General features: G+C 42.2%; 11 protein-coding genes. 8 read left to right on the top strand and 3 right to left on the bottom strand.

Features of this window, described 5'->3' with window-relative positions; all coding sequences use genetic code 11:
* Nucleotides 1–91: 91 nt before the first annotated feature.
* Nucleotides 92–1,507: a Si-specific NAD(P)(+) transhydrogenase gene (gene sthA, locus QLG00_RS03640; RefSeq protein WP_025094781.1), complete on the bottom strand. Its 1,416-nt coding sequence runs from the start codon at nt 1,505–1,507 to the stop codon at nt 92–94.
* 199 nt (nt 1,508–1,706) lie between these two features.
* Here sthA and lipA point away from each other — a divergent pair, with 199 nt between their 5' ends.
* From lipA to QLG00_RS03625, 3 genes are all read left to right on the top strand, one after another.
* Nucleotides 1,707–2,720 (top strand): lipoyl synthase, encoded by a 1,014-nt coding sequence (lipA, locus tag QLG00_RS03635; protein WP_004947995.1) that lies wholly within the window; start codon nt 1,707–1,709, stop codon nt 2,718–2,720.
* A 328-nt stretch (nt 2,721–3,048) separates the two neighbouring features.
* Entirely contained in the window at nt 3,049–5,547 is a 2,499-nt protein-coding gene (locus QLG00_RS03630) for an acyl-CoA dehydrogenase (RefSeq protein ID WP_004938549.1), read from the top strand.
* Nucleotides 5,548–5,612: 65 nt separating this feature from the next.
* Nucleotides 5,613–6,005: a carboxymuconolactone decarboxylase family protein gene (locus QLG00_RS03625; protein WP_076032257.1), complete on the top strand. Its 393-nt coding sequence runs from the start codon at nt 5,613–5,615 to the stop codon at nt 6,003–6,005.
* On the opposite strand, the gene QLG00_RS03620 is transcribed toward QLG00_RS03625, so the two are convergent.
* The gene (locus QLG00_RS03620; RefSeq protein ID WP_282470508.1) at nt 6,002–7,054 is read right to left on the bottom strand and encodes a sensor domain-containing diguanylate cyclase; all 1,053 of its coding nucleotides are present in this window, start codon (nt 7,052–7,054) and stop codon (nt 6,002–6,004) included. The two genes, QLG00_RS03625 and QLG00_RS03620, sit on opposite strands and share 4 nt — an antisense overlap.
* A 509-nt stretch (nt 7,055–7,563) precedes the next feature.
* On the opposite strand from QLG00_RS03620, the gene proP reads away from it, so the two are divergent.
* Entirely contained in the window at nt 7,564–9,045 is a 1,482-nt protein-coding gene (gene proP / locus QLG00_RS03615; RefSeq protein ID WP_282470507.1) for a glycine betaine/L-proline transporter ProP, read from the top strand.
* Nucleotides 9,046–9,105: 60 nt separating this feature from the next.
* Here proP and QLG00_RS03610 read toward each other — a convergent pair whose 3' ends face one another.
* Nucleotides 9,106–9,648, bottom strand: a complete 543-nt coding sequence (locus tag QLG00_RS03610) for a cysteine peptidase family C39 domain-containing protein (protein ID WP_208476534.1) — start codon at nt 9,646–9,648, stop codon at nt 9,106–9,108.
* 232 nt (nt 9,649–9,880) lie between these two features.
* On the opposite strand from QLG00_RS03610, the gene ahcY reads away from it, so the two are divergent.
* The 4 genes from ahcY to QLG00_RS03590 all read left to right on the top strand — a co-directional run bounded on the left by ahcY (nt 9,881) and on the right by QLG00_RS03590 (nt 15,454).
* Nucleotides 9,881–11,263 carry an adenosylhomocysteinase gene (ahcY, locus tag QLG00_RS03605; RefSeq protein ID WP_004948005.1) on the top strand — a complete coding sequence of 461 codons (1,383 nt, stop codon included), beginning with the start codon at nt 9,881–9,883 and terminating at the stop codon, nt 11,261–11,263.
* Between the two features lie 73 nt (nt 11,264–11,336).
* Entirely contained in the window at nt 11,337–12,173 is an 837-nt protein-coding gene (gene metF, locus QLG00_RS03600) for a methylenetetrahydrofolate reductase [NAD(P)H] (RefSeq protein WP_004948007.1), read from the top strand.
* 20 nt (nt 12,174–12,193) lie between these two features.
* Nucleotides 12,194–12,913 (top strand): 16S rRNA (uracil(1498)-N(3))-methyltransferase, encoded by a 720-nt coding sequence (locus QLG00_RS03595; protein WP_088459145.1) that lies wholly within the window; start codon nt 12,194–12,196, stop codon nt 12,911–12,913.
* A 270-nt stretch (nt 12,914–13,183) separates the two neighbouring features.
* Complete coding sequence (locus QLG00_RS03590) at nt 13,184–15,454, top strand: NADP-dependent malic enzyme (protein ID WP_004948008.1); 2,271 nt, start codon at nt 13,184–13,186, stop codon at nt 15,452–15,454.
* Nucleotides 15,455–15,536: the final 82 nt, after the last annotated feature.

The raw sequence follows: 15,536 nt of genomic DNA, 5'->3' as shown, positions 1-15,536 counted from the left end.
TAAAAAACAAAAATAATGCTCAACTTATCAACGCAAAAGCCCGTCAAACGACGGGCTTCATTTTTAACTACATCATACTCAAGTTTAAATCTTAAAATAAACGATTTAAACCATTCAATGCTGCAACACGGTATGCTTCAGCCATGGTCGGATAGTTAAAGGTCGTTTCCATAAAATACTTTAATGTATTATTTGGACTTTGCATTACAGCCTGACCAATGTGAATAATTTCAGACGCATTATTACCAAAACAATGAATCCCTAAAATTTCCAAGCTATCGCGGTGGAACAAGATTTTAAGCTCGCCCACAGTATCACCCGTAATTTGTGCGCGCGCCAAATGACGAAACGATGATTGTCCTACTTCGTAAGGAATTTTTTCGTCTGTCAGCTCTTGCTCAGTTTTACCAAAACACGAAATTTCTGGAATGGTATAAATACCAGTTGGAATATCGGTTACAGGTTTTACATTTTCTTCGCCACTCATATTTGCACCGGCACAGCGCCCTTGGTCATAAGCTGCTGATGCTAGAGATGGCCAACCTACGACATCGCCCGCGGCATAGATATTTTCCACTTCAGTCTGATATTTCTCGTTCACTGCCAGCTGGCCACGGCCATTTGGTTTCAGGCCAACATTTTCTAAGCCCAAACCATCGGTATTACCTGAGCGTCCGTTACACCACAAAATCGCATCGGCTTTAATTTTTTTACCACTTTGTAAATGTAACACCACATAATCATCGTGCGTTTCCAGATGATCAATTTGTTCATTATGACGAATCAGCACGCCTTGTTCACGTAAGTGATATGACAATGCATCGGCAATTTCATCATCGAGATAGCTCAGAAGCTTATGTTGCGTGTTAATCAAATCGACTTTGTGATTCAAACCAATAAAAATTGATGCATATTCACAGCCAATTACGCCTGCACCGTAGATAATAATTTTATGAATGGTGTAGTCGAGATCTAGGATCTTGTCCGAATCAAACACACGTTTATGATTAAAGTCTAGACCTTTGGGTTGATAAGGACGACTACCGGTCGCAATCACAAGTTGATCAAAAATAATAGTTTCTTTGATTCCTTCAGGCGTAAACACCAACACCGTATTTTGGTCTTGGATGTAAGCGCGACCATAAAATACATCAATATTATTACGATCATAGAATCGAGTATGCGTAGCCACTTGTTGCTGAATTACACGATGTGCATGACTCAAAACTTGTTTCATGGTGAACTTCTTCCATTCACCCACTTTTTGAAACATTGGGTCACGTTGGTAACGAATAATACTCGATACAGTTTGACGTAAAGCTTTACTCGGGATTGTCCCGACATGCGCGCAGTTTCCACCTAACTGCTCACGAATATCAACAATTGCAACACGCTTACCTGCTTTTGCAAGCTTCATTGCCGCGCCTTCGCCCGCAGGTCCAGAACCGAGAACTAACGCATCATATCTGATGAAATTCCCATTAACGACCTCTTTCTTACGTGGCATTTAAAGCTCCTTCAATCCGATCAGTTGAAACATTTTATAATAAATAGGGGCACTATGCTGCCCAATAATGTATTTCTCAAGCCTATATTATGCAATAACGACATTTTTTATATGAATAATGAATTTGCCCCATTTTAGACTAAGTCCGTTATAATAATGTCAATTAAAATTCTCGCGAATAACATTGGAATTGTTAACTATGTCTGAAAACCGTAAACCTGAACAGGGTGTAAAACTACGTGGTGCGGAAAAAGTAGCCCGAATTCCTGTAAAAGTTGTTCCTACGGTTGAAGTACCGCGCAAGCCAGACTGGATTCGCGTCAAAATGACGGCACCAGAAGAGGTGCAACGAATTAAGACCACTTTACGTGCACAGAAACTTCACACGGTATGTGAAGAAGCTGCTTGTCCGAATCTGCCTGAATGTTTTGGTGGTGGCACAGCAACCTTCATGATCATGGGTGACATCTGTACGCGCCGTTGTCCGTTTTGTGATGTTGCACACGGTCGACCAAATGCACTAGATGCAGATGAACCTCGCCACATGGCAGAAACCATTGCCAATTTAAAGCTTAAATACGCGGTGATTACCTCTGTTGACCGTGATGATCTTCTAGACGGCGGTGCACAGCACTTTGTCGACTGTATTAAAGAAGCGCGCGCATTAAGCCCGACCACCTTACTTGAAATTCTGGTACCAGATTTCCGTGGTCGTATGGATATTGCGCTTCGAATCATGACTGAATGTCCGCCAGATGTGTTTAACCATAATATCGAAACGGTTCCACGCTTATACAAAGCAATGCGTCCAGGTTCTGATTATCAGCATTCTTTAACATTACTTAAGATGTTTAAAGAATATTGCCCAGATATTCCAACCAAATGTGGCTTGATGGTGGGGATTGGCGAAACTGAAGAAGAAGTGATTGCTCTACTTGATGATCTGCGTGCGCATGATGTCGATTACGTCACGATCGGGCAATATCTACAACCCTCTAAACAGCACGCACCGATCGATCGATTTGTCAGCCCAGAAGAGTTTGAGCGCTATGCAGAGCATGGTCGTAAACTCGGTTTTCGTAATATCTGGTCGGCACCAATGGTACGTTCAAGCTACTTTGCAGATCGTCAGTATCACGGTGAGCCAGTCCCTGCTGTTCGTCGTAAAGCAGATCCAGCCAAAAAAATTAATGTACAAACTATCGAAGCCTAAATTTAGTTTAGCTTCAAAGTCGAAAAAAGCCTCTCACTTTGAGAGGCTTTTTTTTGTTGAAAAAACGCTAAATTAGTTTAACGTTTTTTGACAAATCAACAACATAGCTCACATTTTTTACATTTTAATATACAATAGTCATTGAAAGTACAAAAATAACTTGTTTATCTTGATCAATATAAAGGGAAATACAAAATTAATTCATGATTAATCAGATTGCCCCTAAAAACGACAAATCGCGTCATTGATTCAAATAAAGAAGTTCCTGTTTTAGTTACCTGTTAGCGCATTAATTTTAATTCTAAATGCAACAACCCAAGGAGTAAGTATGACTTTTTTCCTGTTTATCGTTGCTCTACTGGTACAAATCTTCACTGTTTGGGCTGTATTTTATTTCAGCGTTTCCAGAAGTGTCGGAAGTATTGTGACCATTATTGTGGCCTTGGCCTGTGCTTTTGTATTTACTGCATGGTCACTCTTGTTAGGTATTCCACTTATTCTGCTCAGCGTCATCTTGCTGGTCGATCCATTACGCTTTGGTCTGATCACTAAACCTGCCTATAAAACTCTAGCCAACTCAATGCCAAGCATCAGCACAACAGAACAAGAAGCGCTTGAAGCAGGCACCAGTTGGTGGGAAAAAGAACTTTTTACAGGCGCACCTGATTGGAATACATTCAATGCCTATGCTTTTCCACAATTATCTGAAGAAGAGCAAGCCTATCTGGACACTGAAGTTGAACAGCTTTGTAGCATGTTAGATGAATGGGAAATTCATCATAAAGGTAAAGATTTACCCGAGCATGTATGGCAATTCATTAAAGATAAAGGTTTTTTAAGTTTAATTATTCCTAAATCTTACGGCGGTAAAGAATTTAGTTCATTTGCGCAAAGCCGCATCATGAGTAAAATTGCTTCTCGCTCCCTCACCGCTGCTGTAAGTTGTATGGTGCCAAACTCATTGGGACCAGGTGAGCTTTTGATGCACTACGGCACAGACGAACAAAAGCAACGCTACTTGCCGGGTTTGGCTGCTGGTACAGAAATTCCATGTTTTGGTCTAACAAGTCCAGAGGCCGGTTCAGATGCTGGTGCAATTCCCGACACAGGTGTAGTGTGTTACGGCGAATACGAAGGTCAGGAAGTTCTTGGCTTACGTATGAACTTCTCTAAACGTTGGATTACCCTCGCACCGGTTGCGACTGTGGTGGGTCTGGCATTTAAACTTTATGATCCGGATGGATTGCTTGGCGATACGTCTAAAAATGAATACGGCATTACCTGTGCCTTAATTCCTGCCACACATCACGGAATTCAGATTGGTGCGCGGCACTATCCTGGCTCGCCATTTATGAATGGTACTGTAGAAGGCCGTGATGTTTTTATTCCAATCGACTGGATTATCGGTGGCCCTAAAAATGCTGGGCGTGGCTGGCGTATGCTCATGGAATGCCTTGGTGTTGGCCGTGGTATTTCACTTCCAGCACTTGCAACGTCTGCAGGCGAAATGAGCTATTTGACGGTGGGTGCATTTGCAAAAGTACGCGAACAGTTCAAACTCTCTGTAGGCAAGTTTGAAGGTGTACAAGAAGCCACCAGCGATATTGCCAGCGATACGTATATGCTTGAGGCATTTCGCTACTTTGTGACCTGTGGTCTAAATGAAGGCGGCAAACCTGCTGTCATGACCGCCATGGCGAAATATTACGCCACTGAAACTATGCGTAAAGTTATCAACCATGGTATGGATGTTGTCGGCGGACGTGCGATTCAGCTTGGACCACGTAACTTTTTGGCTCTGTCTTATCAAGCCATTCCAGTTGCAATTACGGTTGAAGGCGCCAATATTCTTACCCGCTCATTGATGATCTTTGGGCAGGGTTCGATGCGCTGTCACCCCTACTTGTTTGATGAACTACAACTGCTTCAATCGAACGACAAGCAATCTGCGATCAAGCAGTTTCATGAGATTTTGTTTAAGCATCTTGGATATACCTTTAACCGTGGGGCGCGCTCATTTGCTTATGGCTTTACCGGGGGGTCAAGCGATTCACCCGTCATTTCGGATGACTTTACCCAGCCTTACTATAAAATCATCAATCGCTTTAGTGCCAATCTTGCACTGACTGCGGATATGTCTTTGGGACTACTGGCAGGTGATATTAAACGTAAAGAAATGCTCTCGGGTCGTTTGGCCGATATCCACGCGCATATCTTCATCGCCAGTGCGATTTTGAAATACTACGCCTATGGTACAAAATCGGAAGCAGAACAATTGCATGCAAAATTAGCACTGGAAAAATCACTTTATACCGTTCAAGAAGCATTTTTCGGGTTATTTGAAAACTTTCCGGTCAAACTGGGTGCAGCTTTGGTCAAATTCGTGTGCTTCCCGCTTGGTCGCCCACTCTCCAAACCAAGTGATGATCTTAAACAAGCTGTAGCGGATTTGATGATTAAAGAAAATCCTTTCCGTGCCGAACTTAAAAAGCATGTGTTTTACACACAAGATCCAGATGATGTGACAGGTCGACTTGAGTCTACGTTCCAGATGCTCCTGCAAATTGAACCACTCTGGCATAAATTTAAAAAAGCTGAATCTAAAGATCAGTTTAAAGGTCTTACTTTTGAAGAGCATATTACAGATGCGGTGAGTCAGGGTTTTATCACTGAATCTGAAGCACAAAGCCTGATTGTCTATAATGCAAAACGCTTCGACAGCATGCTCACCGATGTGTTTGATATGCAACTTAAGGAAGATTTAGAGCTGGATAATCCTCATCTTCCACGAACAGGCGAAGCAACCTTCGATCTTGATCGTATTTAACTCAATCGATAGATTGTGGTAAAAGCGTCTTCGGACGCTTTTATTTTATTGAGAGGAAAATCGAAATGTCACAAGACGACTATAACAATGGACTGAAAGTACGCACCGAAGTCATGGGCGAGCACTTTGTTAAACGTGCCCAAGACAATACCGTACCTTTTACAGCACCATTGCAGGATTGGATTAACGAACATGCATGGGGGTCGACATGGCAACGTGACGGTGTTTTACCACGTAAATACCGCTCATTGATTACCCTAGCGATGCTGACAGCACTCAAAGCTCCCACTGAACTCAAAGGTCATGTTCGCGGTGCATTGAACAATGGATGCACTGTAGAAGAAATTCAGGAAACCTTGCTGCACTCATTGCCATATTGCGGCGCACCAGCAGCACAAGAAGCGTTTCGTGCGGCGCTTGAAGTAATTGAGGAGTATCAACTCAAGCAATCTGATTAAAACAACTGGATACCGTTTCTTCCATGTCGTTTCACCAGATATAGCGCCTTATCTGCGACACCAAACCAGTCTGAGACAGACTGTGCACTCTCAGATGAGGCAATCCCGATACTGACTGTGGTAAAAAAAGCTGAATCTGTCGACAATCTAATCTGCTGTACAGCAGCTTGAATGTTTTGTGCCAACTGAATAACATCCTCATCAGATCGATTCATAACAATAATCGCAAGCTCATCTCCACCAAACCGAGCCGGTGTATCTTCAGGTCCACTCATTTGTCGTAAAAGGTCTGACATCTGACTTAAAAAGTAATCACCTTCATCGTGACCATAGTTATCGTTGATGTGTTTGAAATAATCTACATCAAGAAGCAGTAAATGTGCGGTCACGCTACTATTTTGCGTCTGAGCAAAAGTCGTTGCTAAACGCTGCTCAAACAATCTTCGATTGGGAATTTGTAGTCGGGGATCTATTAATGCAATACGCTCATATTCATGGTTTTTATCAATTAATTGGATTGCCAGATTACGGGTGAGCACACTCAGCGACATCAAATAGATCGTCGCCAATGGTAATGACCACCACACCATTTGGGGGCTCAACGCGAGATTTAGCTTAAAGCCAGCCAATCCCCACACCATAATCAGTGTAATAAATAGTGCGATGAGCGAAGGTCTTAGAATCTTCCATCCGCCCGCTGCATATCGATCTGAAATTAAAATTGCCAATAATATCAACGAGGGAAAAGGACTCAATTGCATCATTGCGATCCAGAAGCCACCCAATGCACCATCAATAATCAAACTGATATTGGTTGAGCGCACCACATTTGAGGAATTCATCGCAATTACATAGGCAGTTAAAGGCCAAATCAATGCATTAAAAGCCAATAAAACATAAAACTCATATTGATAATTTAAAAAATACAGAACCGATGCGATTGACATGAAGCACAGCAATGAGCCAACTTGACGCATTACAAAGATTCGAAAAACATAACGTTTTCGACGCGTCATTAAAATTGTGTTGTCCGTTTTTATGTATGGCATGATCGGCTGCTATATAAAAATTGAAAGTAACTGCCTATACGTTCTGAAAAAGTAGATCCATCACTTTTGTCATTATTAATTCTAACTGTCTTTTTAGAGAAATATAATAGCTTTACTTCATAATTCCATTTTTCTAATATGCGATATCCAAAAACCTGATATATATCACATATTATTCAATGAGATTGAATCCTACAGCCAAACTAAAAAATTACGATAAACATTTATCATTTTGCTTAATACCAAAGTAATTTAAATTTTTTTACATAAAACACGTACAGCATGTACAGATTGTTCATGATCATGCAACACATCAGATCGCGTGTTCGTCTTAAACTTATAATCAATTGATATTTAATTAGTTTAAGCACAGTTAAAACAGCCAAATTTGCCATTTTGATTGCGCAACAAACTGATTATTGGTTCGATTTTTATGCTTATGTTCTCTAAACATCACTTTGCTTTATCTAAAAGCTAAAGTGAGTTTAACCACAAGGAACCGTTGATTCATGTCTAGAAAAACAACAACACCACTCGGTATTGATGATGTCGAGATTGTCGACTACGACAAGACCAAAAAAGCCATTAAGGCTGCAGCTCTGGGGAATGCAATCGAATGGTTTGATTTTGGTGTATACGGCTACGTCGCCTATATCTTAGGTAAAGTATTTTTCCCAAATGCTTCACCCAGTGTTCAAATGATTGCAGCACTGGCCACTTTCTCTATTCCTTTTATTTTCAGGCCTCTTGGGGGGCTTTTTTTTGGTCGTTTAGGCGATAAATATGGCCGGCAAAAAGTTTTAGCGATCACCATTATCATCATGTCTGTGAGTACTTTTGGTATTGGCTTAATTCCCTCTTATGAAAGCATTGGAATATGGGCACCAATTTTACTGTTAATTGTGAAAATTGCGCAGGGCTTTTCCGTAGGCGGTGAGTATGCAGGCGCCGCAATCTTTGTGGCCGAGTATTCTCCAGACCGTAAACGCGGCTTCATGGGGAGCTGGCTAGATTTTGGCTCTATTTTGGGTTTTGTGGTCGGTGCAGGTGTTGTTTCAGTCATTAGCTTCGCCGTAGGCGAAAATGCCTTTATGGAATGGGGCTGGAGAATTCCGTTTTATCTTGCACTGCCTTTGGGTCTGATTGGATTGTATTTACGCCATAGCTTAGATGAAACACCTACATTTCAAGCCCATACTGAAACCCAAAGTCAATTAAAAAAACCGAAAAAAATTGGATTTATGCAAATCTTGCGTCAGCATAAACGTAGTTTAATGGTGTGCGTGGGTCTGGTTATTTGTACCAATGTCACCTACTACATGCTACTTACGTATTTGCCTAGCTACTTTTCGCATAACTTAGGCTATTCAGAAGATCATGGCGTGCTGATCATTATCGCAGTTATGGTGGGTATGTTATTTGTACAGCCTTTTGTGGGTATGCTGAGCGATAAAATCGGACGTAGACCATTTGTATTTGCGGGCAGTATTGCGCTTGTGTTGTTTGCTTACCCTGCATTTCTATTACTCGACACCAACAACACCCTATTGATCTTTTTAGGCTTATTAATTTTAGCGCTGTCATTAAATATGTTGATTGGTGTAATGGCATCTACCCTGCCTGCATTATTTCCAACCGAAATCCGCTATAGCGCGCTTGCAATTGCCTTTAATATTTCTGTTGTCATTGCCGGTTTGACGCCAACCATTACAGCCACTTTGGTTGAAACCACACATAATATTATGATTCCGGCTTATTATCTGATGGTCTGTGGTGTATTTGGAATTATCACCGCAATTTATCTGAAAGAAACGGCCAATCTACCATTAAAAGGCGCAACGCCAATGGCAGTGGATAGCGATGAAGCGGAAGAGTTACTTGAGCAATATCACGGTAATATTGAACAAAAAATCGAGCAAATTGATGAGCAAATTGATGAGTTGCAAAAAAAACGCGACAAACTTGCTAAACAACATCCAGATATCGATTAAGTCATATAAAAAAAGTGGGCAATATTGCCCACTTTTTTTAATGCGATTTAAAAGAATATTTTAGTTTAACTTGGCCGAATGCATCAGTTGAACCCGACGATCATCGATCAGGATCACTTGTCGGCAAATGCCCTCAGCCTTGCGCTGATGCTCAAATACGAGCTTTGGCATTGGGTCAAAACTATCAAAAAAACAGATCTCTTGATCGTCAATACTATATACCAAAGACTGATTTCCTATTCCTTCCAGCGTGTCATACGACACAATGGCCATTTTGCCCTGTTCGATTGCTGTTTGAATCGCCTCGTAGGAGATTGCAGGTTCTATAGCAATATCACGCGTACGTGCTTCCTGATAAAGCTTGCGTTCACTGGCATCCATATGCGGATCTTCATCGGTATAAAAAGCCACCTGAAAGCCAAGCGTATCGAGTGCCACTGCCAATGCAATGGTAAAAGTACCCTGCTCCGGATCGTGCTGACATAATCTTGCAATTTCGCCAACATCCATTTCAATACCGTGATGTTGAAACAGCATCCATAAAGAAAAAACCCCACAATTGGCCTCAAGATGAAGTAATGATTCAGGAATATTTAAAGCCATCGAATTGAGCTCGCTGTTTATTTATGCGAATCATACACAAAACAGCGTTGGCACTATAGTGATTTCCAAGTACAATACTTCACTAGTCGAGGGATGCTGCGACGATTGATTGGCACTAAAAATCAATTCGCCAGGCTCGACGATCGGTCAATTGAAAGTGCTTGCACCAACTGACCAACAACGGCATCCGCGAACTGAATGATCAATATTTGTTTTTTAATAGGAGATCGTGATGAACGCGGTTAATGCTTCATTTACTGATTACAAAGTTGCTGACATCTCTTTAGCAGAATACGGCCGTAAAGAAATTAAACTTGCAGAAGCTGAAATGCCAGCTTTGATTGGTTTGCGTAAGCGTTATGCAGCAGACAAACCACTTGCAGGTGCAAAAATTCTGGGTTGTATTCACATGACCATCCAGACTGCTGTACTTATCGAGACTTTGGTTGAACTTGGTGCAGAAGTACGTTGGACATCATGCAATATTTTCTCGACACAAGATCATGCAGCAGCAGCAATTGCGGCGCGTGGTATTCCTGTGTTTGCATGGAAAGGCGAGACGGAAGAAGAATACAACTGGTGTCTTGAACAGCAGATCAATGTGAACGGCAAACCATGGGATGCCAACATGATTCTGGACGATGGCGGTGACTTAACTGCACTTGTTCACACCAACTACCCTGCGCTTTTAGACCGTATTCACGGGATTACAGAAGAAACCACGACAGGTGTTCAGCGTCTGCTCGAAATGTGGAAAGATGGCAGCCTAAAAGTACCTGCAATCAACGTCAATGATTCTGTGACCAAGTCAAAAAATGACAATAAATACGGTTGCCGCCACTCTCTAAACGATGCGATCAAACGTGCAACGGATATGTTTTTATCTGGCCGCCGTGCATTAGTGATTGGCTATGGCGACGTAGGTAAAGGTTCTGCTCAATCACTTCGTCAAGAAGGCATGATTGTACGTGTGACTGAAGTCGACCCGATTTGTGCTATGCAAGCCTGCATGGACGGTTACGAAGTCGTTTCACCGTACAAAAACGGTATTCAAACGGGTAAAAAAGAAGACATCAACCTTGATCTTCTTCAAAATACCGATTTGATTGTAACCACAACTGGTAACTACCATGTTTGTGATGCTGCAATGCTTGATACTTTAAAAGCGGGCGCAGTGGTTTGTAACATCGGTCACTTTGATACCGAAATTGATACCAACTACTTACGCGGCTATAAGTGGGTTGAAGTGAAACCACAAGTTCACCAAGTTTACCGCACAGAAAACGACCAAGATTACTTGATCTTGCTTTCTGAAGGCCGTCTGGTTAACTTAGGCAACGCGACTGGTCACCCTTCACGTGTGATGGATGGTTCATTTGCAAACCAAGTATTGGGTCAAATGCATTTGTTCCAAGAAAAATTTGCTGATCTTCCTGCTGAAGAAAAAGCGGCAAAAATTCGTGTAGAAGTACTACCGAAGAAACTTGACGAAGAAGTTGCTGCTGCAATGGTGGTTGGCTTTGGTGGTGTGCTTACACAACTGACAAATGTTCAGGCCGACTATCTGGGTGTACCAGTTGAAGGTCCATACAAGTCTGACGCTTATAAGTACTAAGAAATATAGGGCAGACGTTTAACGGACTGCCCTTTTTTCTGGTATCGTTTCAGTGAGTTAAAAGGATTTGATGATGACCAAACGTGTTCCAATTTCATTTGAGTTTTTCCCACCTAAAACAGATATTGGTGCTGAAAAGTTAATTACAGTACACCAAGATCTACAGCAGCTTCAGCCAGAGTTTTTTTCGATTACATATGGTGCAGGCGGTTCAACACGTGAGCGTACCCTTGCAGCAATCAAAGAATTCAATGGTAAAGGCACGCCTGTTGCACCACATTTGTCGTGTATTGGCGATGATAAAGCCAGAATTGCCGAATTGCTTGATTTATATGTTGCGCAAGGGATTAACAAAATTGTGGCATTACGTGGTGATCTACCTTCAGGTCAGGTGGGTTTAGGCGAACTGCCGTATGCTCAAGATCTGGTTAGATTTATACGCGAGCATTCTGGTGATCATTTTCATATTGAAGTTGCAGCCTATCCTGAAATGCATCCTCAGGCAGAAACATTCGATCAAGATATTCAGCGTTTTACTGAAAAAGTCAATGCAGGCGCAAATTCTGCGATTACACAGTTTTTCTTTAATCCAGATGCGTATTTTTACTTTTTAGATCGCCTTCAAAAGCAAGGCATTACCATTCCGGTCGCTCCGGGAATTATGCCGATTACCAATGCCAGTAATTTGATACGTTTTGCTGACGGTACTGGTGCAGAAATACCGCGCTGGATTCGTAAACAACTACAAGCATACGGCGATGATAGCCGCAGTATCAGAGCATTTGGTCATGAAGTGATCCTGAAACTCTGTGAGCGCCTCATCGATGGCGGCGCACCAAGTTTGCATTTTTACACCATGAACACCACAGAACCTACTCGCCAACTCGTTGTTGATTTAGGTTTGAACTAACTTTTTTGAGTCACATCCCAATGAACCGTTTTTTTATCGAAGCAGATCTTCACGTCGACACGCAACTCTTGTTAACCGAGTCTGTATTTCATCATTGGGTTCGTGTGTTGCGCGCACAATTGAATGATCAAGCTGTTTTTTTTAATGGTCAGGGCGGTGAATATCATGTCCGCCTTATTGAAATCAATAAAAAAAATGCCATTGTACAAGTCGAGGCATTTGATGCAACGGATCGTAGCCCACGCTTTAAAGCCTTGCTTGGGCAGGTCATGAGTAAAGGCGATCGTATGGATTATGCAATTCAGAAAGCCACTGAACTAGGAGTCGATCAGATTCAACTTCTTACCAGTGAACGCTGTGAGATGCGTCTAAAATACGATCGTGATCAAAAAAAGCTGGATCATTGGCAAAGTGTAGCAATCGCGGCATGTGAACAATGCGGTTTAAATCGTGTGCCTCAAATTTTAGCACCCATTGCACTTCATGAATGGTTGCAGTCTGATTCACTTCCAGCGACCAAATTGGTACTGGCTCCCGAAAAAGAGCAATCCCCCGTTTTGCAACATGCAAATCAGGCACTGGCTTTACTGATTGGACCCGAGGGTGGCTTGAGCGAATCTGAAATCAGTGCGGCCAATCAAGCAGGCTTCATCAACTGGTGTATTGGTGAGCGTGTACTACGCACGGAAACCGCACCTGTAGTTGCTTTATCAATTTTGAACTATCACTTTAGTGCTTAACATTTTGGTGATCTAATCACCTCAACTTTATATTCAACAAGCGATGCGCTATTAATCGCTAAAATCTATAAGTTAGATCACGCAGGGTTTTTTTCAAAAAAAATCTGGTCAGTGTGGTCTGACCTCGCTATACAGGTAAAGGCGAACTTTATTGAATTTTGATATTTTTTGACTGTGAGAAGTATCGAACTAATGATATATTCGATTGAATTTAGCCCATTACACCCCCTGTATTTGACTAGTTAAACACTTGTAACAACCGAGACTCAGATGGACGATCAATCATTAAAACAGGCTGCTTTGTATTACCACGAAAACCCAACTCCGGGGAAAATCAGCGTTACGCCGAGTAAGCAGCTTGTCAATCAGCATGACTTAGCACTTGCATACTCACCTGGCGTTGCGGCTCCATGTTTAGAGATTGAACGTGATCCTTCAGCTGCTGCAAAATATACGGCACGTGGTAACTTGGTCGCCGTTGTCAGTAATGGTACTGCTGTTTTAGGTCTAGGCAATATCGGACCTTTGGCATCTAAGCCAGTGATGGAAGGTAAAGGCGTTTTATTTAAAAAATTCGCTGGTGTAGATGTATTTGACATCGAAATTGATGAAAATGATCCAGACAAAATCGTGGATATTGTTGCAGCGTTAGAACCTACTTTTGGTGGGATTAACCTAGAAGACATCAAAGCGCCAGAATGTTTTTATATCGAGAAAAAACTTCGTGAACGCATGAACATTCCTGTGTTTCATGACGATCAGCATGGAACAAGTATTATTGTCGGTTCTGCCCTATTAAATGCACTTCAAATCGTCAACAAAAAGATTGAAGACATTAAAATTGTGGCATCAGGCGCAGGTGCAGCGGCACTTTCTTGCCTAGATTTACTTTGTGCTATTGGCGTAAATAAAGAAAATATTATCGTTGCGGACTCACGCGGCCTAATCACAACTTCTCGTGACGGCTTGGACGATTCCAAAAAGCGTTATGTTCAAGACATTGCTGCCACTCAGCTTCACGAAGTGATGGCGGGAGCAGATATGTTCCTTGGCCTTTCAGCTGCGGGTATTCTTACCAAAGAAATGGTGAAGGTGATGGCTGAAAATCCAATCATCTTTGCTTTGGCCAACCCAGATCCTGAAATTTTACCTGAAGATGCGCATGCTGTGCGTCCAGATGTCATTATGGCAACTGGTCGTTCAGACTATCCAAACCAAGTAAACAACGCACTGTGCTTCCCGTACATTTTCCGTGGCGCATTGGATGTGGGCGCAACCACAATCAATGAAGATATGAAGATTGCTTGTGTACACGCGATTGCGCGTATGGCACACATTGAAGCCGATGCTGCAACTTACGGTGAGAAATCAGCATCTTTTGGTCGTGATTACCTCATTCCACGCCCGCTTGATCAACGTTTGATTCTTGAAATTGCACCTGCCGTAGCAAAAGCAGCAATGGATTCTGGTGTAGCGACTCGTCCAATCGAAGATTTTTCTGCGTATCGCCAAAAACTGTCTGAGTTTGTATATAACTCAGCGTTTATTATGAAGCCTATTTTCTCTCAGGCAAAAACCGATCCTAAACGTATCGCATATGCTGAAGGTGAAGATTACCGCGTGTTACGTACAGCACAAATTGCAGTGGATGACGGCATTGCCTTCCCTGTTTTGGTTGGTCGTACTGCTGTCATTGAAGCCAATATCAAAAAACTGGGTCTTCGCTTGGAAAATGGCGTAAACGTTGAAATTGTTGACCAAGAAAATAATCCGCTTTACGAAGAGTTCTGGAAAGATTACTACCAGATTATGCAGCGTAAAGGCGTGACTGTTGAATATGCTCAACGTGAAGCACGTCGCCGCTCGACCTTAATTGCAGCGATGCTGGTGAAGTTTGGTAAAGCAGACGGCATGCTTTGCGGTACTTATAGTAGCTACGATATTCATTTAGACTTTGTTAGCAACATTATTGGGCTTAAAGAAGGTTCAAATACGTTCTTCACTCTCAATGCCTTGATGCTTGAAGATCGTAACTTGTTTATTGCAGATACTTATGTCAATACCAATCCAAGCGCAGAACAACTGGTCGAAATGACTATTCTGGCAGCTGAAGAAGTGCGCCGTTTTGGTATTACACCACGTGTTGCACTGCTTTCACACTCAAGCTTTGGTAGCAATCAGCATGATCCAAGCGCGCAAAAAATGCGTGAAGTGCATCGTTTACTCAGTGAACGTGCGCCTGAGCTTGAAGTTGAAGGCGAAATGCACGGTGATGCAGCACTTGATGAGAGCATTCGTCATTCTGCATTCCCAAGCTCAAGCTTTAAAGGTTCTGCAAACTTGTTGATCATGCCAAATCTTGATGCGGCAAACATTTCGTTTAACCTGTTAAAAGCAACGTCTGGTAACAACGTGACGATTGGCCCAATTTTGCTTGGTGCTGCAAAACCTGTACATATCTTGACGCCAACAGCAACAACACGTCGTGTGTTAAACATGACCGCCTTGACTGTAGCAGAAATTCAGCAAAGTGAAGCATAAGCCTTTGCTTTATTGAAAAGCACATTTTTGTGACTTGTGAAAACCTCTGTTCTGTAGCATGATTGCTTAAGGAACAGAGGTT

The organism is Acinetobacter sp. V89_7 (assembly GCF_029967895.1).
In the GTDB taxonomy this organism is placed as follows: Bacteria; Pseudomonadota; Gammaproteobacteria; order Pseudomonadales; family Moraxellaceae; genus Acinetobacter; species Acinetobacter soli.
Note: the sequence above shows the minus strand (reverse complement) of the source record. Positions and strands in the feature narration are given on the sequence as shown.